The sequence below is a fragment of the Streptomyces sp. NBC_00582 genome (assembly GCF_036345155.1).
GTDB lineage: Bacteria > Actinomycetota > Actinomycetes > Streptomycetales > Streptomycetaceae > Streptomyces.
This window is the reverse complement of the sequence record NZ_CP107772.1, coordinates 10,491,754-10,511,530: the sequence shown is the minus strand read 5'-3', so window position 1 is coordinate 10,511,530 and position 19,777 is coordinate 10,491,754. Positions and strand designations below refer to the sequence as shown.

Sequence of the window (19,777 nt, the reverse complement as noted above, 5' to 3'; positions counted from 1 at the left end):
CGCTGCTCGGTGGGCCGCAGGTCAGCCCAGGACAGTGCCGCCCCCGTCGACGACGAGGTTGACGCCGGTGATCCAGGCCGCCTCGTCGGAGGCGAGGAAGACCGCCGCGCTCACGACGTCCTCAGGTGCGCCCGGACGGCCCAGCGGGATGCGGGCGATGTTGCTCTTGAACGCGTCGTCGCCGTTGTCGACCAGCCAGGCCGTGGCCGGGGTCACGATGAAGCCGGGGCTGACGGCGACGGCGCGGATCTTGTGCGGCGCGCCTTCGACAGCGAGTTGCTGGGTGAGGTTGATGACGCCGGCCTTGGCGGTGCCGTGGACGTTCTGCGGCATGAACTCCACGCCGCGCGTGCCGGCGATCGAGCCGATGTTGACGACGACGCCACCACTGCGCTTGAGGTATTTCCACGCGGTGCGGGTGGTGTAGAAGACGAGGTTGAGTTCGTTGGCGATGCCGTAGTCCCAGGTCTCGACCGGCATCTCGTCGATCGGGCCGAACACCGGGTGCGAGGCGTTGTTGTAGAGGATGTCGACTCCGCCGAAGACCGCGGCCGCGTCCTCCACCCATTTCTCCGCGGCGGCGGCGTCGGAGAGGTTCACCGGGGCGAAGCCGTCGATCTCGCCACCGGCCTCGCGGCCGAGGCGGACCGTCTCGGCGATGCCCTCCTCCTTGATGTCGCAGCCGACGACCTTTGCGCCCTCCCGCAGGAAGCGCAGCGCCGCCTCCCGTCCCATCCCGCTGCCGATGCCGGTGATGAGCGCGATCTTGCCGTCCAGACGGCCTGCCATGGTTGCTCCTCTGTCTGCGTGTGCCGAATGTCTGCGTGTGTCGAGGTCTCGTGTGGGGGTGGGGCGCCTCGGGTCAGGCTGTCGTGATCTCGATCGCGCCGTGGTACGACGTGCCGGGCTTCGGCTCGGTCGGCACACCGTCGACGGTGACGGTGCCGGCGGTGAGCGTCGCGTCCGCGTCCAGGACGAGCCCGGTGAGGTGGCTTGTGCCGGTGACCGTCCAGCTCGACCCCGCGCCGAGGGTGACGATCACACCGTTGTTCACGGCGGGGGCGGCGGTGTTGTCGACCTCGCCGAGCTCGCGGTACTGCTCGGGGCCGATCGCCGCCACCCGGTGCTCGGCCACGGAGGCGGAGATCACGCCGTGCAGCGAGGTCCGCGTGAACGTCAGCGCGATGTTCCGGCCGGCGCGGGCTCCGTTGTAGAAGTCGCCGCGCAGGTCGATGTCGGTGAACCGCGCGACGCTGTCGTCGTCGTGCACCTCGGTGACGTCCCACTGCGGGTCGCGCCGAGCGGGGCCGGTGGGCGGGGCGTACACGGCGCGTACGTCGTCGAAGTCGCCCGAGTTGATGATCGGGTCGTCGGAGTCCATGAACTGGAAGAGCACGCCGTTCCCCGCCTCCAGCCGCGCACCGCCCGAGCCGTCGACGGTGATGTCCGCCTTGACGCCCTTGTTGAGGAAGACGGTGCCGGCGCTGGAGATCCGGGTGCCTCCGGTGACGGAGAGGACGCTGCCCGGGAACTGGTGCAGGAGCGCCCCGAACCGTCGCGACTCGATGACGCTCGCCCGCTCGGGCAGTGCGGCGATCTCCTCGCCGCTCAGGCCGGTCTCCAGGTCCGCGTCGAGCTGCGCGACCCGCTCGTGTGTGCTGTCCCCGAGGGTGACCGAGCCGCCGCTGAGGACAAGGCCGTAGGTGACGCCGGTGAAGCGGGTGCCGAGGAACGTGTCGACGGCGTTGACGTCGGCGTAGGCGCCGTAGCCGTCCTTGCCGGTGATGACGGCGTCCACGTTGACGGCGCTCAGGCGCAGCGGAACGTCGAGGTTGCCGAGCATGGTGCTGGAGCCGACCGCGTCGCTGGCCAGCACGCCCCAGTTGCTGGAGGTGACGGAGCAGGCGACATAGGTGGCCCGGGTCAGATCGCCGAGGGTGACGACCGAGCGGACGTTGCCGGACAGGCCGAGCGGCCAGGGCACGGTCATCATGCCCGGCCCGAGGACGTCCTCGTAGTCGTCGGGCAGGGTGCCGTCGGTGGTGGTGATGACGGAGTTCTTCACGACCACGCGAGCACCGTCGTCGGCGACGACACCGGCGCGCACCGCGCCACGGGTGCGGATCGTCGCGCCGTCGACGGTGAGGCGGGTCGTGCGCCCCTTCGCGACGACGGCCGCGCCCTGGGCGGAGAAGTCGCTTCGGCCGTTGCCGTCGAAGTCGAAGGTGGCGTCGGTGAGTTCGTACTCGCCGCCCGCGATGTAGAAGCCGTTGAACGCCTCGCCGGTGGAGGCGACGGTGACGCCGCGGGCGGAGCGGCCGTCGTAGGTGCCGCCGCGTACGGCGGACGGTACGGACTTGGCGTCCACGACGCCGTCGGCGTCGACGTAGACCGCCTGGCGCAGATGGAAGGGGGCGTCCATGACGGAGGCCGGGTGGTCCTCGGTGACCGTGACGACCACGTCGCCGCGGTAGGTGCCCGGCGCGACGGCGGTCGTCGTCGCGTAGGTGGAGAGCAGCTTCGAGCCGGTCTCGACGCCGTCGACGGTCACCGTGAGGTGGTGGCCCTCGGGCGCGGTCAGGGACCCGCCGTCGGCGACGGTCAGCGAACGCACCCGCGTGGTCCGCGGGAGGGTGCGCACCTCGCCGCCGCGCACGTCGAGCGCGTCGAGTTCGATGCGGTCCTGGAGGGAGTCGGTCATGGTGGGCGAGTCCTTGGTTCGGGGGGCGGACGGTGGCCGGCCCGGGGCCGCGGCGGCTGCCGGAGCCTCGGACCGGCCGGGGATCAGCGGGGGCTGGGCCGGAGACCTGGAACGGGCCGGAGGTCAGGGGCGCTGACGGTCGGTCACTTCAGGTACCAGGAGGACTTGGCCGACGGGTCGAAGGCGTACGGCTGCGAGTTGGGGCTGCCGTCGGGCGCGATGTTGACGAGGTTCTTCGCCGCGAGGTCGATGGTGGGGATGACACCGGCCGAGACGACCCAGGCCTGCTGGTCGATCCGGTTCGTGATCGCCTGCATCGCGGAGTCCTCCTCCGAGGTGGAGGCCGTGCCGGCCGCCGTCATGAGCTGCTCGACCGTGGAGTCCACCACGCCGAAGCCGTTGCCCACCGTGCCCTTGCCGAGGAACTGGTTGTACTCGGTGTAGATGTCGTTGCCCGGGAGGTTGGTGACCACGGCGTCGTACTTCTTCGACGAGATCGCGGTCAGGAACTGCGTGAAGCCCGTGCTGATCACGTGGATCTTCAGCGTGATGCCGACGGCCTTGAGCTGGCTGGCGAAGGCCTGCGCGAGGCTCCCGTTGACGTCCTGCTGAGCGAAGTCGAGTGTGCTGATGGTGAAACCGTTGGGATATCCGGCCTTCTTCAGCAGGGCCTTCGCCTTGGCCACGTTGTACGGGTAGGGATCGGAGTTCTTCTCGTCGTAGCCGCCGAGGCCCTTGATGCCGACACTGCTCTGCGCGGTGCCGATCCCGTTGAACAGCGACTCGATCATGGTCGTGCGATCGACGGCGTACTCGATCGCCTGACGCACCTCCAGTTTGGCCAGCGGCCCGGAGACGCGGTTCTCCAGCACCAGGGACGGCAGCAGGGAGCCGTGCTGGGAGACCTGGAGTCCGGAGGACTCGGCGCTGGTGGCGTTGGCGGTGCCCACGTCGAAGGCGTAGTCGACCTGGCCACTGCGCAGCGCGTTCACTCGTGCGGTCGCGTTGGGGATCTGGGTGACGACGACCTTGTCGAACTTGATCGCCTTCTGGTTGAAGTAGTTGTCGTTCGGTATGAAGGTCGTCTTGGAGCTGTTGGACTGCGAGGGGTCCAGCTTGTACGGCCCCACGCCGTCCGAGGCCTTCGAGAGGGTATCGGGGTCCGCGGTGCCGGTCGGGCCGACGATGATGCCGAAGTTGGCCGCCTGGCTGAAGGAGTTGACCGCGAAGCTCTCCGGCACCGCCTTGGAGTAGGCCACGTCGACCTCGTCGTCACCGACCGCGGTGACGCTCTTGACCGGCCCGATTGACCCGTTGGGGCCAGGCGTGTCGATGATCCGCTTCAGGGAGGCCACGACGGTGGCGGGCGTCATCGCAGTGCCGTCGGAGAACTTGACGCCCGCACGCAGCTTCATCTTGAAGAGGCGGTTCCCGTCGCTCATGCTCCACGACGTGGCGAGGTCGGGCGAGTAGGTGTTGTCGACGTTCTGGTGGATCAGCGAGTCGTAGGCCGGGGCCAGCACGAACGGCGGGGACGCCAGCGCCGGGTCCAGCGGGAACGGGGAGGACTCAGCGATCGTGAGCGTGCCGCCGCGCTTGACGTTCGTCGCGTCGGTGAGGTTCGAGGCGGCCGTGGAACTCCCGCCGGCACCGGGCGTGGAACTGCCCGAGCAGGCGGTCAGGACCACGAGGGCTCCTGCCGTACACAGGCTGGCCGGCCCCCGCCGAAGCTTGTTGACCTCAGCCATGGATTGCTCCCTTCACGGAGCTCGTTCTCGGTGTGCGTGGGTGGGATGCCGCTGCCGCGGAGCAGCGGTCCGTCGCTGCCGTCGGCTCGGTGTCCCAGATCACAGCAGCGTGGGTCGAACCGCAGCAACCACACCGTCTCGATGGGAGGCATTGCGGCCTGTGATGACCGCGGGCCTCCCCCAGTACAGGGAAAGGCCCCGTCCGCGGCGGTGACGCTGCGGCCGGAGCCCTGGAGCGAAGACGGGTCAGGCCGCACGGGCCCGGGGGTTGAGCAGGCCGTAGGCGAGGTCGACCAGGAAGTTCACCAGCACCACGATCAGGCAGAACAGGACCGCGATGCCGAGCACGACGGGGATGTCCCCCTGACCCGTCGACGACGTGGCCAGGCTGCCGAGACCGGGCATGGCGAAGATGTTCTCGACCAGGACGGCGCCGCCGAGCATGCCGACGAAGTAGACCCCGACGACGGTGACGATCGGGATGGCGGCGTTCTTCAGCGCGTGGCGCAGCAGGATGCGCCGTTCGGACAGGCCGGTGGCGCGCAGCGCGTCGACGTAGTCCTTGCCCCACTCGCTCAGGAGGGCGTCGCGCGTCTGTTTCGCGATGCCGGTGACACCGCCGATCGACAGTGTCGCCACCGGCAGCACCAGGGAGCGCAGCCACAGCAGGGGGGAGTCGCCGAACGACACGTAACCGGTCGCCGGCAGCAGCCCCCACTGCACCGCGAAGAGCTCCATCAGGACCAGGCCGAGCCAGAAGCTCGGCAGGGCGAATCCCAGCATCGACACCACGTCCAGGAAGCGCCCGACCAGGCCACCCCGCACGGCGCTGAACGCGCCGACGCCCACGCCGACCACGGCCGACACCAGCGTCGTGCCGACGACCAGCGACAGGGTGACCGGCAGCCGGCCCATCAGCTCGGGAAAGACCGCCTCCTGGGAGACCAGTGACGAGCCCAGGCTGCCGTGCGCCGCTTGGTCGAGCCAGTCCCAGTACTGCTGCCACAACGGCTTCTCGAGGCCCAGTTCCCGCCGCACCTGCGCGATCTTCGCCGGGGTGGCGAAGCCGCCGAGCAGGGTGGCCGCCGGATCGCCGGGGGCGACCGAGAGCAGGACGAACGTCACCGCGGAGACGACGAGTACGAGCACGGCCGCCAGGAGCGCCCGGTGCAGTGCGAGGCGCAGGATCGGATGCATCCGTCGATCGCGCCGAAGGGTGACAAGCCGCAGGTTAGCCATGTGCCCACCCTAGGGACGGACACCGCCGCCCGGTTATCGCAGCCGTTGATGCTTGCCATCGCTTCGCCTGCCCTGCGCACGGGTTCCGGCGGGGGCGGTCGCCTGGTGGTATCTGGGAACCGTCACCGATGACGGTCGAGCGACTAAGGACGGAAAGTCGAGGCGGACGTCATGAGCGAGACAGGCCACGGTGCGAAGGAGCGTCGCTCCGGCGCCCGACGACTACGGGGCACTCTTCTGCGCCCGGCGACGTTCATCCCGCTGGCCATCCTGGTGATCGTGGTGGGCGCCTGTCTGGCGGCCGGTCTGATCACCTCGGCCCCTCCCAACACCGGGGACCTGACGCAGGCGCTCCAAGGGCCCAGCGGCAGTCACCCCCTGGGCACCGACGAGCTGGGACGCGACATCCTGAGCAGACTGCTGCACGGCGGCCTGGTGTCGCTCGGTGACGCCCTGCTCGTCGTGGTCGTCACCCTCGCCGTCGCCGTACCTCTGGGGCTGCTCGCCGGCTATCTGGGCCGCTGGTTCGACCGCGCGGTCATGACCGCCGTGGAGATCGGCATGGCGATCCCCGTGATCATCCTGGTGCTCGTGGTGCTCTCCGTCTTCCAGGACCACTTCTCGATCGCGCTCATCGCCCTGGCACTGCTGCTGGCCCCGCCCATGGTCCGCAACATCCGCGGGCCCGTGCTCGCCATGCGGAGCGAACTCTTCGTGGACGCGTCCCGCGTCGCGGGTGTGCCCACGAGCAGGATCGTCGCGCGCCACGTCTTCCGCCGGGTCCTCGGACCGATCCTCGTCCAGGCCACCTTGATGTGCTGCATGGCCCTTCAACTCACCGTCGCCCTCGCCTACCTGGGCTTCGGTACCACGCCGCCCAACCCCACCTGGGGTTCGATGGTCGCCGAGGGCGCCCAGTTGCTCAGCCGCGACCCCCGACTGCTGCTGATCTCCGGCGGCATGATCGGTGTCGTCATCCTCTGCCTCGGTGTCCTCGGCGACGTCATCCGCGACGCCACCGTCGGCAGCTGGGGGCGGGCCGAGGCGGCCCCGGCCATCAAGCTCAAGCCGGCGGCGGCCGTCCGGACCGAGGCGGCCCCGGCGGGCACCGGCGGGCCCGCCGCCACGACCGTCCCGCCAGCGACCCGTGACGCCCTGCTGACCGTCCGCGACCTGACGGTGAGCTACCGCCGCTCCGGCCAGGACGTCGCCGTCGCGAGCCGGGTCAGCTTCGACATCGCTCCGGGGGACGCGGTCGGCCTGGTCGGCGAATCGGGCTGCGGCAAGACCTCCGTCGCGCGAGCGCTGCTGCGCATGGGCGGCCGTATCACGGACGGTTCCCTCACCTTCGACGGCCGTGACGTGCTGGCCCTGGAGGGCAGGGAGCTCGCCGACTACCGCGGCGGCTCGGTGGGCTACGTCTCGCAGGAGCCGATGACGGCACTCGACCCCACCATGCGGGTCGGCGCCCTGCTCGCCGAGGTGGTGCGCCGCCACGAGGACGGCCGTCCGGACCGCGCGGCGGTCCACGCGCGGGTCCTCGAACTCCTGGAGATGGTCCAGCTGCCCGACCCGGCCCGGACGGCCCGGCTGTTCCCGCACGAGATGTCGGGCGGCATGGCGCAGCGCGTCTCCATCGCACGGGCACTGGCCGGACGGCCCCGAATCCTGGTGGCGGACGAGCCCACGACGGCCCTCGACGTGACGGTCCAGGCCGGCATCCTCGAACTGCTGCGCACCCTCCAGGCCGAGACGGGCATGGCGCTGGTGCTGGTCAGCCACGACTGGGGCGTGGTGGCCCAGGTGTGCCGGCGCACGATCGTGATGTACGCGGGCCAGGTGGTGGAGGAAGGGCCGCTCGACACCCTGCTGACGACGCCCGCCCACCCCTACACCAAGCAGCTCATCGCCTGCCAGCCGGGCCGCGACACGCTGTCCGACGCCGAACTTCCGACGATCCGCGGCTCCGTGGCCGACCCCTCGACATGGACCGGGACGACGGGCTGCCGTTTCGCGGCCCGCTGCCCCTGCGCGACGGCCGAGTGCGAACTCGGCACGATCACCCTCGAACCGCTCGACGCGGCCCATGGATCGCGCTGCGTCCACAGCGTCGCCGTGCTGGAAGGAACCGTGGAACATGCCGGCTGACGACGACGTCCTGCTCAGCGTCCGCAACCTCACCGTGCGGTTCGGAACGGGCCGGCGCACCACGACCGCCGTCCGCGACGTCAGCTTCGACCTGCGGGTGGGCGAGACCCTCGGCCTGGTCGGTGAGTCGGGCTCGGGCAAGACCACCGTCTCCAGGGCCCTGCTGGGCCTCGTCCCCGTGGCCGAGGGCCGGATCCTCTTCCGGGGGGAGGACATCACCCACCTCCGGGGCAGAAGCCGCCGGGCCCTCGCGCAGGACATCCAGGTCGTCTTCCAGGATCCCTACGGCTCGTTCAACCCCTTGCTGAAGGTCTCCCAGAGCCTGCGCGAGGGACTCGAAGCCGCCGGCGCCCCCCGCGCGGAGGCCCACCGGCGGATGACGGACCTGCTCGACCGGGTCGGGCTCCCGCACAGCGCCGCCGACACCTTCCCGTCCCAGTTCTCCGGCGGACAACGGCAGCGGCTCGCGATCGCCCGTGCGCTGATGCCGTCACCGTCCCTGGTGATCTGCGACGAGGCCGTCAGCGCCCTCGACGTCTCGGTCCAGGCGCAGGTTCTCAACCTGCTGCGCGAACTGCGCCGCGACAACGACCTCAGCTACCTCTTCATCGGCCACAACCTGCACGTCGTGCGCTACATGTCCGACCGCGTGCTCGTCATGTACCGGGGACAGCTCGTCGAGCAGGGCGCGGCTGAGGACGTCGTCGCCCGCCCGCGGCACCCCTACACCCGCGCGCTGGTCGCCGCGATCCCGGAGGCCGCCGTCGACGCGCCCCGGGTCACCCGCGCCCCGCAGCGCGGCCGGCCGACGGGCCCCGGCGAGGCGGTGGGATGCCCCTTCGCCCCGCAGTGCCCCGACGTGATCGACCTCTGCCGCACCGACGCTCCGCGACTGCTGGAGCAGTCCGACGGACGCTCCGTCGCGTGCCATCGCAGCGGCGAACTGCCCGCCGGCAGCGAAACCCACAGCGAAACCGCCAGCGAAACCCTGGGCGAAAGGAAACAGACAGCGTGAGCGCCACCCTCGCCGGCCGCATCGGTGAACTCCGGTCGGGAACGACCTACACCGTGGAGACCACCACGGCGACAGACCATCTGACGATCCCCGCGGGTGTACGGCTGGTGGCCCCCGAGGGCCGTCAGCTCACCCTCACCGTGGACGGCGTCCACCGCGACGTGGTACCCGGCGAATACCGCGGCGAGGTCGTGCTCAGCGTGACCGAGTCCAACGTCGTCGACTTCTCCTTCATGAACATCGCCTACCAGCAGCACCTGGCGCAGGCCCTCTACCTCGACCAGGACGGCGTCGTACCGGCCAGGTCGGTGCTCGCCGCGGCACCGGGCGCCACGTACGAGGAAGGGGTGCTGGCCGATGTCGCCATCGTCTCCCAGGGCGCACTGCTGGGCGGCGTCTATGCGGCCGGCGGACGCCACGTCGTCCGCGGCGCCGACATCACGCTCGACGGCGACGGCGGCGACGACTTCACCGGCTGGGGCGCGGGCGTGGTCTCCGCAGGCAAGGGCACCAGGCTCGTCCTGGAGGACGCCACCATCCGCACCCACGGGGTCATCCGCACCGCCGTGCTGGCCGACCAGGGCAGCGACCTCGTCGTGAAGAACTCCGACCTGCGCTCCTCGGAAGGCGTCCTGCCCGACGACTACGTGCCCAACCCCGAGTTCGGCACGATGAAGAGCGTCCCCTGGATGCTGGGCCTGGACGGCAACTGCCGCACCACCCAGCTCCTGGGCGACCACGGCTCCGCGACGTACGTCAACTGCCACCTGGAGACGGAGAAGTGGGGGGTGCTGTCCAACGACATCAGCAGCGGGGCACGCCTGACCACGATCAACAGCACCGTCGTCGTCACCGGCGACAGCGGCTACGGCGCCTACGCCCTGGGCGGGGCCACCCACCGGCACTACGGCACCGAGTTCCGGGTCCGTGACTACGGCATGATCATCGATGTCGGCGGTGACACCGTCATCCTCGGCGCCAGCGACGCCGCGTCGGTCGCGGCCGTGGACAAGGAGCTCGGACTCGGCCTCACCGCCGAGGAGTCGGCCGCCCTCGCACCCCACCCGACCACGGTCCGTTCCGACCGCTTCGGTGTCATGCTGCACGCGAGCGTCGACATGGAGGCGCCGGTCGCGCAGGTGCACGTCCGCGACGGCGCCTCGTTCGAGACCGGCAAGGCGGTCTTCCTGGTGAAGGGCGTACCGGCCCGGATCACCGTGGACGGCGGCGCCGGGACCCGCCTGGCGTCGGCGGACGGTGTCCTGCTCCAGATCATCGACAGCGACGACCCCGGCCCGCGCCTCGGACCGGACGGCGGTCTCCTCAACTCCGGTGTGTACCACGAGAAGCCGGGAGACCCGAGCCCCGTGGAGGGGTTCGACGTGACCGAACGCCACGAGCGCGACGTCCGGGTGTCCTTCACCGAGGTCACGGCCGACGGCGACTTCTGCAACGGCTGGTTCAACGGCACCGGCCCCCAGCGCATGGGCGGCGAGACGGGCATCGCGCCCGAGCCCGAGCCGAGCGGGAAGAACCTGGTGCTCGACCTCGAACGGTGCACGCTCAGCGGGGTGATCTCGTCGACGGTCGCCAAGCACGCCAGGCCCACCATCGGTGCGGCGGACTGGCGGCTGATCGGTGAGGTCACCAACACCGTGGCACCGGCCGTGAACAACGGGGTGATCGTCTCCCTGACGGAGACGACCTGGACCGTGACCGGCACGTCGCACCTGACCGGCCTCACCCTCGACGAGTCGTCGCGCGTCGTCGCCGCCTCGGGCGAGGTCCGCTTCACCGTCGACGGCGTGGAGGTGCCGCTCAGACCCGGCTCCTACCGGGGAGCGATCACCGTCTCACCGGTGTGATCCGATGCCACCGGCCGGCCTTCCGGACCTGGTCACAGGGTCCGGAAGGCCGGCTTCGTCATACGGCCGAAGCGGCGTCGACCCTGCCGGGACGTCACAGCACGGACGTCACAGCACTGCGCCCCTCCGTTCACACGAAGGGGCGCAGAGGGACTTAGCCGCGATCCGCCGGGCAATGGCCGGTCCAGGGCTTGGACATGAAGACGCGGATCCCCTCTGAACTGGGATGATGAGACTTCCTACGGTTCCACATCCACAGAGCAAGAGAACACCCGCGAGATGCAATCTTCCCACGCCGCTGCGGCGGTGTCGGTCGCGTTCGACGACACGAATCTGGTCGCGCATGCCGGTCTGGTCCCGGTGATGCGGCTGGCCGAGCGGTGCGGGCTTGCCCGTCTGACGGCCCAGAAGGTGAAACTGACCGGGGCGAGGAACAGCGCGGGCGCCTCGGCGGACGCCAAGGTGACAAGCATCGTGGCGGGCATGGCCCCAGGCGCGGGCAGACCGGACTCACGTCGCCTGCATGCCGGACACCGCCTGGCCAAACAGCACCGCAATCGGAAGCTGTCCTACTACCAACTCCTTCACGCGTTCAGGACGCAATACCTGCGCAAACGCGGCATCGCGTGCACCATCCCGGAGAAGACCGACCAGCATCGGGGCCCGGGCGCCCGCGGTTCGGCGCGGTGCGCGAGCGGGAGACCTCGCTCGCCACGGTCCTCGCACGCCTGCTGCCCGCTCTGACGCCTGGATGGCCTGCGCGGACGGGTACCCGCAGGCAGTCGACCGGCTTGCCGGGACGCAGCCGTGCGGGCGAAGCGAGTCTACGGATACGACTCCTCACTTGGTGACCAACTGCCCTGCCGTGAGCGTCTGCCGCAGCCCTCAAAGCCAGCGGCGGGGCTGGGGAGAGTTGTGTGTCCCCAGCCCCGCCGTGGTTCACCGCGCCGCCGGGTCGGGAGTGCTGCCGGTGGGCTGTGTGTCTGTCACCTCGGCTGCGGTCAGTGGACCGGGTTCCAGCCGTCGGTGCCTGCCAGGTACTTCTGGGCGGTGTAGTCGGCGGCCTCGGTGGAGGTCATCTTCGGGGCGTTCGTGCCGACGCCCGCTCCGGTGCCGGAGTTGTTGTACTCCTTGAACCGGGCCCACGACCACGGGTAGTCGGAGGTCATGTCGGTCCAGGGGTGCGCGGAGGTGATGCCCGAGTCCACCACGGTGTCCCGGACGACCGCCTGGGGCCAGGCGTCCGCGGTGTTGTGCCAGGGCCGGCCGAGGTACATCGTGTTCGCTGGCACACCGTTGGTGTAGATGTGGCTGCCGGTGATCAGGATCCCGTACTTCTGCCGCCAGTCGGTGTTCGGCGCCAGCACCGTGCCGCCGACCCAGTTGCGCATGGCGATGTTGTCCCGGTCGAACACCGCGGTGGCGTTGCCGAAGATGAAGTCGATCGAGCCCTCGATGTAGCTGCCGACGAAGTACTGCCGGTACTGGCCGGTGGCCACCGGTGCCTTGGCCAGGATGGTGTCCTGGCGGCTGATGATCCGGTCCTGGGTGAAGGTCTGCCGGTCCCCCTCGGCGGCCACGGCGACGGCCTGGGTGGAGTACGCGTCGACCTCCGGGTGGTCGGCGGGGTTGAAGGTGTTCTGGATCGTGACGTTCGCGACCGTGATGTCGGGCGCCTTGAAGGTGGCCACGGCGCTGCCCTCGGTGCCGTACGCCAGGCCGGTCGCGGGGTTGATCGTCCCGTGCGCCCGGTCGGCGGTGATGACGACGTCGGCGGCGTTGCCCGTCTCTCCCTTGATGAACAGGTTGCGCTTGCTCGCAGGGACAGTGATCGCCTCGTGGTAGGTGCCCTTCGCGAGCACGAGAACGTGCTGGACACCGTCCGAAGGGGCCGCGTTGTTCGCGTCCTGGATGGTTGGGTAGTCGGCGACGGCGTTGATCGCGTCCTGGATGGTTGGGTAGTCGCCGAAGGCATCGGGCTCGACCCACAGGTTGCTGGTCTCGTCCTCGGTGAGTTTCCTGCGCGGGGTGCTGGTCGAGGGCGCCTCGTAGGCCATCATGATCACCCGCGCGAGGGCCGCCGTGTACACGAAGGTCACGCCGCCGAACGACACGGGGTTCGGGAGCAGTACGGCCATCGCGCCGAGCGCGGCAACGAGCGCGGTGCTCGCGCTCGCCCAGTTGTTCTGCTGGTCCATGTACTGCGGGGTGACGGTGAACCCCTGACTGTTGCCGAACGCTGCGGCGATCCCGGCCGCCTGGTTGCGGAACCGAGCGCCTTCGGCGAGTGCCTCGATGATCTGGAGGATCGCCGGCGCGGCGACCCTGACGTAGCCGGAGACGGAATTGTCACCGGCCTGGAGGGTCAGCACGGCATTGTTGAGGCTACCGACAGAGATCTGCATGCCGTCGCGGGTGGCGCCTTGCTGCGCCAGGTCGTTGTAGTTCGACAGCCCGACGTACGCCGTGTTCACGTTCGACCTATCAGTAGCGGTGCCCGGCAACGTCACGTCGGACTCCAGCGGGAAGATTTGGCCGAGGGTCACATCACCGACACCGTTCTCGACACCCTGCCGCCACCCCATGACGTAGGAGTCCGACCGGCGAATGAACACCCGGATGAAGTCGACGCTGTCCTCAGCGTGCAGGTCGACGGAGATGTAGTCGGTCACCCCGCCGGGGAGGGTGAAGTCTACAGCGGGGCCGTTGGTGCCGGAATCGGTCTCCGCCCGCTGCCGGTAGTTGCCGCTGATCGCCGTCCTGATGGCGTTGATCGTGGCGGCGTAGTCGTTCTTGGCCTCGTCGGGCTCACTGCTGAGCCGCCAGGTGACGTCCGCGCCGGTCGCGGCGCTCGCGCTCTGAAGTACGCCCAGTGGGCCCAGCAGGGTGGCGAAGATCGCCAGCATGACCGTGGTCACGATCGATCGGACGGCGACCTTGCGGGCGCGACGTCGCCGCGGAGGCGGCGGCTGCGGCACCCCTTTTTCGGAGAATGCCGTGAGGTCGGTAAGAGGCATGCGCTGTTCTCCAGGTATTCGGTGCGACTGAGGCGCGTCGAGGACGTGCGAAGGCCGCTGCCCGCCCCGAGTGGGGAAACGGCTTCGGACAGCGGCCTCGCTGGATCCGGGAGCGTGCACACCTGCCGTCAGACGTGACTCGGTACCCGGTCAGCGGTTTGAGCACCGCCTCTGCCCGGTGTCCGAAGCCGTCGTGACTGAGGTGTGTGTCAGGAGCATCGCTGTACGGGAGGAACTCGCGCTATGCGCACTTCTACCGAGGCGCCGGCGTTCCGGGTACTGGGTATGCGAGGCCGAGCTGTGGGTATCGCGGTGCTACGCAGTGGATTCCTGGGCGGCGGCGGACCACCAGGACGCGATACGAGCGCGGGAGCCGAAGCCGAGTTTGCCCAGGATGTTCTGGACGTGCCGGTCGACGGTCCGCGGCGACAGCCCGAGCGCGGAGGCGATCTGCCGGTTGCTCATCCCCTTGGCGACCAGCGCCGCCACTTCGCGCTCCCGGACGGTGAGCAGGGCCGTGCCGACAGTCGATCCGGCCGACTCCTGGGCAGGGTCCAGGGCGTACTGGATGGCCACCCTGGGGCTGTCGTAGCGGCCGCCTTCCGCGAGCGCCTGCGCGTATGCCACTGTGCCCAGAGCGCCTGTGACCGCTTTCTCACAGCACGCATGCTGCTCGACCATGTGCGGGCCGAAGGCGGAGATGGAGGTGCCGGCGCCACGCCACAGCGCACCGGCAACGCCCAGCAGGCGAGCAGCCCGCCCGTGATCGCCGCCGGAGGCGGTGGCCCACGCGAGCAGTTCCAGCATCCGCGCGACCATCGCGTAGTCGTTGAAGCCGCGCATGTTCTCCAGCGCTGACCGGGTCAGCGCCTTGGCCGACTCCCGGTCACGGCGGTCCCAGGCGTTGTGGCCCAGTGCCATCAGCAGCTGCGCGCGGCCCCAATGCTCCCCGTCGGACTCGAAGGCGGCGATCAGCCGGCTGCCGATCTCCGCGGCGCGCGGGTCAGCGGCATAGGCCTGGACACAGGCCAGTGCCAGCAACCAGGAGGTCGCTTGACGTTCATCGCCCAAAGCCGTGAGGGTGGCCCACGCGTCCTCGTACCGAGGAATGCTTTCCTCCGGTTTTCCCCGGTAGTCCGCTGATACGCCGCGGAAGCCACCCACCTGGGCGCGCAGGACGGCGTCGCCCAACTGCTCCGCCAGGGCGTCGGCCTCGTCCAGCCACCGGTCGGCCGCCGCCAGGTCACCCTGGGTCAGCGCCACCCAAGCGGCCACACACAGAGCCCGGCCGCGTTCCGGTGTGGGCTCGGGCGCCGCCGCCAGCGCCACGTCGCACTGACGGCGCCCCTCGGAGAGGAATCCACCGACGCACCAGTGGAAGCCCAACGCCGCGGCCAGCGCCAGCCTGGCCTGCGGGTCGGCGTCCTGGTCGAGGGCCGCGAGAAGATTGGGGTGCTCGGCGCGCAACCGGGCCAGGGCCTCCGCCTGGCCGCGGCCGTACCAACCATCGTCGATGCGCTGGGCGAGGGTGAGGAAGTAGTCGCGGTGCCGCCGTCGCAGCAGCTCCTCCTCCCCGGCCGCCACCAGCTTCTCCTGTCCGTACTGCCGGATGGACTCCAGCAGCCGGTAGCGCCGCAGTCCCTCGGTTTCGGTGGTCAGGACGACGGACTGACCGACCAGACGGTCCAAGAGGTCCAGGACCTCGTCCTCCCCGATACCGTCCACGGCGCACACGCTGTCGGCGGCGTCCAGATCGAATCCGCCGGCGAAGACCGACAGCCGGTTCCACAGCAGCCGCTCAACCGGGGCGCACAGCTCGTAGCTCCAGGCGATCGTCCCGCGCAGCGTGCGCTGGTGGGGCGGCGCGGTCGGGCTGCCGCTGGTGAGCAGCCCCAAGCGGTCCTCCAGTCGGTCCGCGACCTGTTCGACGGTGAGCGTGCGCAGCCGGGACGCGGCCAGTTCGATCGCCAGCGGCAACCCGTCCAGATCCGCGCACAGCCGGGCGACCCGGACCCGGTTCGCCTCGCTGACCTTGAACTCGGGCCGGACCGCGGTGGCACGGTCCCGCAGCAGGTCGGCTGCGTCCTGCGGCGGCAGCGGGGCGACGGTGAAGACATGCTCGCCCGTGAAGCCGAGCATGTGGCGGCTCGTGGCCAGGATGTGCAGCTCCGGGGCGGCGGAAAGCAGAGTCTTCGCCAGCTCGGCGCAGGCACCGGACAGGTGCTCGCAGTTGTCCAGCACTATCAACGTCCGCCGCACGGCCAGATGTCCCGCGAGCCGTTCCACAGCGGTCCGGCCGCCAAGGTCGGGCACCTCCAGCGCGGCTGCGGCCACACCAGCCAGCGTCTCCGGCTCCCGTACCGGGGCCAGATCCACCAGCCATGCCCCGTCGGGGAAGGTCTTCGCCGAGAGGGCGGCCACCTCCAACGCGAGCCGGGTTTTACCGATCCCGCCCGGGCCGGCGAGCGTCAGCAGTCGCACCGTCTGCAGCATGCCGCGGATCTTGGTGACCTCCGACTGCCTGCCGAGGAAGCTGGTGAACGCGACGGGCAGGTTCCCCGCCCGTGACGCTACGGTGGTCACGATCTTCGCCTCCCAACTGCCCCGGGTGGCGGATGGTCGGGGACAGTCAGCCAGTGGCCCACATGGACACAATCCATCTCAGCACACCGTAACGTCGCCATACCACCGGATGGGGCGAACCTCACATTGAGTAACGAACGAGTGCACTCCACACTGGAAGCCGATACCTCGCGCATGCCTACCACGTGGGTTGAGGGAGTGCTCGCTCTGCGGGCGAAGGAGGCGGCGCCCCTGGCCCGGGTGGCTGTCGCCGGTCGTCAGGGCGGCCTGGTTCAGGGAGCCGCCGAAGAGGACCAGATCCTCGGCGGTGAGGTCGGGGCGCAGCAGGCCGGCGTCATCGCGAACCTCGCCCGGCTCGCGATCGCGGTCGACGTCGTAGTGTCGCAATCGCGCGGTGCCCAGCCCAGGCAAAGACGGTGGCCGAGCTCGGCGAGCGAGCCTGCGCCGCGGCACCCGAGGAGGCGGCCCGCGCCGGTGACTGGGTGGGGGTAAGCATCCAGTCGGCCCCCTACCGGGAGCTTCCCGCCGCCGCGCCGCCGGGCAAGGTCGTGCTCGACATCGGAGCGTCCGTGACGCGTCGTACAACGAACCCGAGGACGGCCGCGCCGGGCTCGTCGAGTCACGTCACGTCACGTCACGTCGGCGCATCGAAGCTGGTCAGCGAGGCGGTGGCCACCGCCGTCGAGGCCGGCCGCACCGGCCTGCACATCCTGCGCGCGGACTCGCAGTTCTACAACGCCGGGGTGATCGCCGCCTGCCGCCGGGCCGGGGCCCACCTCTCGATCACCTGCGGCATGAACCCCTCCACCAAACGGGCCGTCCTGGCCATCGACGACACCGGATGGCAGCAGATCACCTACCCCACCGCCGTGCCCGACCCCGACACCGGCGAACTCATCTGAGGCGCCCAGGTCGCCGAGGTCCCCGCCTGCACCGCGTTCACCGGCCGCAAGAAGAGCGAGCGGGTCACCGCCCGCCTCATCGTGCGCCGCGTCCGTGACCTGGCCGAACCCGCCGTCGTCGGCGAGCAGGGCGAACTGTGCCCGGTCTGGCGCTACCACCCGTTCTTCACCGACAACCCCGCCCCCGCCCTCCAGGCCGAGCGGGAACACCACCACCACGCCGTCGTCGAGCAGGTCATCGCCGACAGCAAAGCCTCCGCCCTGGCCCACCTGCCCTCCGGACACATCCACGCCAACGCGGCCTGGCTGATCCTGTGGGCGATGGCCTACAACCTGCTGCGGGCCACCGGCACCCTGAACTCGGCCTTCCACGCCAAGGCCACCACCACCACCACCACCACCACCCTGCGCGCCCACCTCGTCCGTGTCCCCGCCCGGATCGCCCGCTCCGCCCGCCGCATCACCCTGCACCTCCCGGACAACTGGCCCTGGCAGCACGCCCGGACGCACCTGCTCGACACCATCCACCGCCCGCCCGAAGCAGCCTGACGCCCCCGACCACCCCGCCCGCCAGGGCCCAACCGGAGCCGCAATCGCGGAAGAGCTGGGCAGACCAGCGGACACTCCCTGCCCAGCCACGCCACCGCTCCACACCCGGCCCACAAGCCCCTCAGAAGATCACCCTCGAGCCACGTCGGTGGATCGTGGCTTAGGGGCCCTTGAGCGGATCACCCGGTGGAGGTCCGGGCGGTGGTGCGGTCCAGCAGTTCGATCAGATTGCCCTCGGGGTCGACCACGTAGGCCATGCGGACCCCGGGGTCGGGTGAGGGCCTCGGGCTCATACGGTCCGTCGCGCCCGCCCCGATCAGCGCGCCGTAGGCTTCGTCGACGTTCGTGACGTCCAGTGCGATGTGCCCGAATCCGCGGGTCAGCGCGGCTTCCAGCGGGCCGGACGCCTGAAGTCCGGCCCCGTTGCCTGCACGGTGGATCAGTTCTATCCGGTGACCGTGCGGGCTGTGCAGCATGGTGCCGCGCAGACCCACCTCCGGGACCTCGAACCTGAACTCCGTCCCGAGTCCCAGAGCGGCCGCGTACCACTCGCTCATCGCCTCGAGATCGGCGACGTTCAGGCCGACGTGGTCCAGGCGGCCGGCGGCCGGCCCGCTCACGCCACCACCACCGTACGGACGTTGGTGAACTCGCGGATGCCTTCGGCCGAGAGCTCCCGGCCGTAGCCGCTGCGGCCGATGCCGCCGATCGGCAGCCGCGGATCGGAGGCCACCACGGAGTTGACGAAGAGGGCGCCCGACCGGATGCGCCGGCCCACCGCGAGCGCGTGCTCGGTGACGCCCCACACGGCACAACCGAGCCCGAACGCCGTGTCGTTGGCCAGTTCGACCGCGTGCTCGTCGTCGCGGGCCCGGACCACCGCCGCCGCGGGCCCGAACGTCTCCTCGACGAAGGCGGTCATGCCCGGGGTGACATGGTCGAGGACGGTCGGCGCGACGAAGTTGCCTGGCCCGTCGAGCGCCTCGCCACCGGTCACCAGGGTGGCGCCCTGCGCCACGGTCTCCTGGATCTGGCGCAGCAGGCCCTCGCGCAGGTCCGCCCGGGCCATCGGGCCCAGCGTGGTCGACGGCAGGGTCGGGTCGCCGGCCTTCAGCATCCCGACCCGGTCGACGAAGGCGGCGACGAACGCGTCGGCGATCGCCTCGTGCACGATGAACCGCTTGCCCGCGATGCAGCTCTCACCGACGTTCCCGAAGCGGGAGGTGACGGCCGCCGCCGCCGCGGCCTCGATGTCCGCGTCGGCGAGCACGACGAACGGGTCCGAGCCGCCGAGTTCGAGCACGGAGGGCTTGACGGCGGAGCCGGCGACCGAGGCGACCGCCGTTCCCGCCCGCTCGCTTCCGGTGAGGGTGACCGCGGCGATCCGCGGGTCCCGGATGATCAGCTCGCTGACCTCGGGCACGTCCGGCGCCGCGACGACCACGGACCGCAGCAGCCCGGGCGGCGCGCCCGCGTCGGCGAACAGCTCCTCGATCGCGAGGGCGGCCCCGGTGACGTCCGGGCCGTGCTTGAGCAGCACGGCGTTCCCGGCGGCGACGGCGCCCGCGCCGAACCGGATCACCTGCCAGAACGGGTAGTTCCACGGCATCACCGCGAACACGACGCCGAGCGGCTCGTACGAGAGCCACGAGCGCGACCGGCCGGCCTCGACCTCGTGGTCGGCGAGCCATTCGGGAGCCTTCTCGGCGACCACCGAGCAGTTCCAGGCGCACTTGTCGATCTCGGCGAGGGACTCGGAGATCGGCTTGCCCATCTCGGCGGTGATCAACGCCGCGTAGTCGTCGCGGCGTTCGAGCAGCAGCTTGCCGATGTCGCGCAGCAGGGTGAGGCGTTGCGCGAGCCCGGTGGCACGCCATCGCGCGGCGGCGGCGTGGGTCTGGGCCAGCGCCCCCTCGACGGCTGCCCGGTCGTGGGTCGCATAGCGGCCGAGCACCTCGCCCGTGGCCGGGTTGCGGGTGACGACCTCTTTCTCGGTGGGAAACACCATGG

The 19,777-nt window shown here is 70.4% G+C and carries 14 protein-coding genes; 6 read left to right on the top strand and 8 right to left on the bottom strand.

What is annotated here, in order from left to right; all coding sequences use genetic code 11:
* Nucleotides 1-21: 21 nt before the first annotated feature.
* From OG852_RS47835 to OG852_RS47820, 4 genes are all read right to left on the bottom strand, one after another.
* Entirely contained in the window at nucleotides 22-789 is a 768-nt protein-coding gene (locus OG852_RS47835) for an SDR family NAD(P)-dependent oxidoreductase (RefSeq protein ID WP_330351333.1), read from the bottom strand.
* A 73-nt stretch (nucleotides 790-862) separates the two neighbouring features.
* Nucleotides 863-2,701: a hypothetical protein gene (locus OG852_RS47830; protein WP_330351332.1), complete on the bottom strand. Its 1,839-nt coding sequence runs from the start codon at nucleotides 2,699-2,701 to the stop codon at nucleotides 863-865.
* A 143-nt stretch (nucleotides 2,702-2,844) separates the two neighbouring features.
* The gene (locus OG852_RS47825; protein WP_330351331.1) at nucleotides 2,845-4,449 is read right to left on the bottom strand and encodes an ABC transporter substrate-binding protein; all 1,605 of its coding nucleotides are present in this window, start codon (nucleotides 4,447-4,449) and stop codon (nucleotides 2,845-2,847) included.
* Nucleotides 4,450-4,695: 246 nt separating this feature from the next.
* Nucleotides 4,696-5,688, bottom strand: coding sequence for an ABC transporter permease (locus OG852_RS47820; protein WP_330351330.1), 993 nt, complete (start codon nucleotides 5,686-5,688; stop codon nucleotides 4,696-4,698).
* Nucleotides 5,689-5,859: 171 nt separating this feature from the next.
* Between OG852_RS47820 and OG852_RS47815 the strand changes: the two genes are divergently transcribed.
* The 4 genes from OG852_RS47815 to OG852_RS47800 all read left to right on the top strand — a co-directional run bounded on the left by OG852_RS47815 (nucleotide 5,860) and on the right by OG852_RS47800 (nucleotide 11,460).
* On the top strand, nucleotides 5,860-7,836 hold the full coding sequence (locus tag OG852_RS47815) for a dipeptide/oligopeptide/nickel ABC transporter permease/ATP-binding protein (RefSeq protein WP_330351329.1): 1,977 nt from the start codon (nucleotides 5,860-5,862) through the stop codon (nucleotides 7,834-7,836).
* Nucleotides 7,826-8,851, top strand: a complete 1,026-nt coding sequence (locus tag OG852_RS47810) for an ABC transporter ATP-binding protein (RefSeq protein WP_330351328.1) — start codon at nucleotides 7,826-7,828, stop codon at nucleotides 8,849-8,851. The genes OG852_RS47815 and OG852_RS47810 overlap by 11 nt, the downstream gene beginning before the upstream one ends.
* A complete protein-coding gene (locus OG852_RS47805; protein WP_330351327.1) occupies nucleotides 8,848-10,716 on the top strand; it encodes a hypothetical protein in 1,869 nt (622 codons plus the stop codon). The genes OG852_RS47810 and OG852_RS47805 overlap by 4 nt, the downstream gene beginning before the upstream one ends.
* Nucleotides 10,717-10,995: 279 nt before the next feature.
* Entirely contained in the window at nucleotides 10,996-11,460 is a 465-nt protein-coding gene (locus tag OG852_RS47800; RefSeq protein ID WP_330351326.1) for a hypothetical protein, read from the top strand.
* Nucleotides 11,461-11,717: 257 nt separating this feature from the next.
* Here the strand turns inward: OG852_RS47800 and OG852_RS47795 are convergent, their stop codons facing one another.
* Both OG852_RS47795 and OG852_RS47790 read right to left on the bottom strand, forming a co-directional pair.
* Nucleotides 11,718-13,634: a pectinesterase family protein gene (locus tag OG852_RS47795; RefSeq protein ID WP_330351325.1), complete on the bottom strand. Its 1,917-nt coding sequence runs from the start codon at nucleotides 13,632-13,634 to the stop codon at nucleotides 11,718-11,720.
* A gap of 414 nt (nucleotides 13,635-14,048) precedes the next feature.
* Nucleotides 14,049-16,316 (bottom strand): ATP-binding protein, encoded by a 2,268-nt coding sequence (locus OG852_RS47790; protein WP_330351324.1) that lies wholly within the window; start codon nucleotides 16,314-16,316, stop codon nucleotides 14,049-14,051.
* A gap of 416 nt (nucleotides 16,317-16,732) precedes the next feature.
* Between OG852_RS47790 and OG852_RS47785 the strand changes: the two genes are divergently transcribed.
* Complete coding sequence (locus tag OG852_RS47785; RefSeq protein ID WP_330351323.1) at nucleotides 16,733-17,218, top strand: hypothetical protein; 486 nt, start codon at nucleotides 16,733-16,735, stop codon at nucleotides 17,216-17,218.
* A gap of 81 nt (nucleotides 17,219-17,299) precedes the next feature.
* Nucleotides 17,300-17,767 (top strand): transposase, encoded by a 468-nt coding sequence (locus OG852_RS47780; RefSeq protein ID WP_330351322.1) that lies wholly within the window; start codon nucleotides 17,300-17,302, stop codon nucleotides 17,765-17,767.
* 179 nt (nucleotides 17,768-17,946) lie between these two features.
* Here OG852_RS47780 and OG852_RS47775 read toward each other — a convergent pair whose 3' ends face one another.
* Both OG852_RS47775 and OG852_RS47770 read right to left on the bottom strand, forming a co-directional pair.
* On the bottom strand, nucleotides 17,947-18,387 hold the full coding sequence (locus tag OG852_RS47775) for a VOC family protein (protein WP_330351321.1): 441 nt from the start codon (nucleotides 18,385-18,387) through the stop codon (nucleotides 17,947-17,949).
* A complete protein-coding gene (locus tag OG852_RS47770; protein ID WP_330351320.1) occupies nucleotides 18,384-19,775 on the bottom strand; it encodes an aldehyde dehydrogenase family protein in 1,392 nt (463 codons plus the stop codon). The genes OG852_RS47775 and OG852_RS47770 overlap by 4 nt, the downstream gene beginning before the upstream one ends.
* Nucleotides 19,776-19,777 lie beyond the last annotated feature (2 nt).

Excerpts from the sequence above, each read along its gene's own strand:
- OG852_RS47835 (WP_330351333.1), bottom strand. The coding sequence starts at position 789 with ATGGCAGGCCGTCTGGACGGCAAGATCGCGCTCATCACCGGCATCGGC.
- OG852_RS47830 (WP_330351332.1), bottom strand. The coding sequence starts at position 2,701 with ATGACCGACTCCCTCCAGGACCGCATCGAACTCGACGCGCTCGACGTG.
- OG852_RS47825 (WP_330351331.1), bottom strand. The coding sequence starts at position 4,449 with ATGGCTGAGGTCAACAAGCTTCGGCGGGGGCCGGCCAGCCTGTGTACG.
- OG852_RS47820 (WP_330351330.1), bottom strand. The coding sequence starts at position 5,688 with ATGGCTAACCTGCGGCTTGTCACCCTTCGGCGCGATCGACGGATGCAT.
- OG852_RS47815 (WP_330351329.1), top strand. The coding sequence starts at position 5,860 with ATGAGCGAGACAGGCCACGGTGCGAAGGAGCGTCGCTCCGGCGCCCGA.
- OG852_RS47810 (WP_330351328.1), top strand. The coding sequence starts at position 7,826 with ATGCCGGCTGACGACGACGTCCTGCTCAGCGTCCGCAACCTCACCGTG.
- OG852_RS47800 (WP_330351326.1), top strand. The coding sequence starts at position 10,996 with ATGCAATCTTCCCACGCCGCTGCGGCGGTGTCGGTCGCGTTCGACGAC.
- OG852_RS47770 (WP_330351320.1), bottom strand. The coding sequence starts at position 19,775 with ATGGTGTTTCCCACCGAGAAAGAGGTCGTCACCCGCAACCCGGCCACG.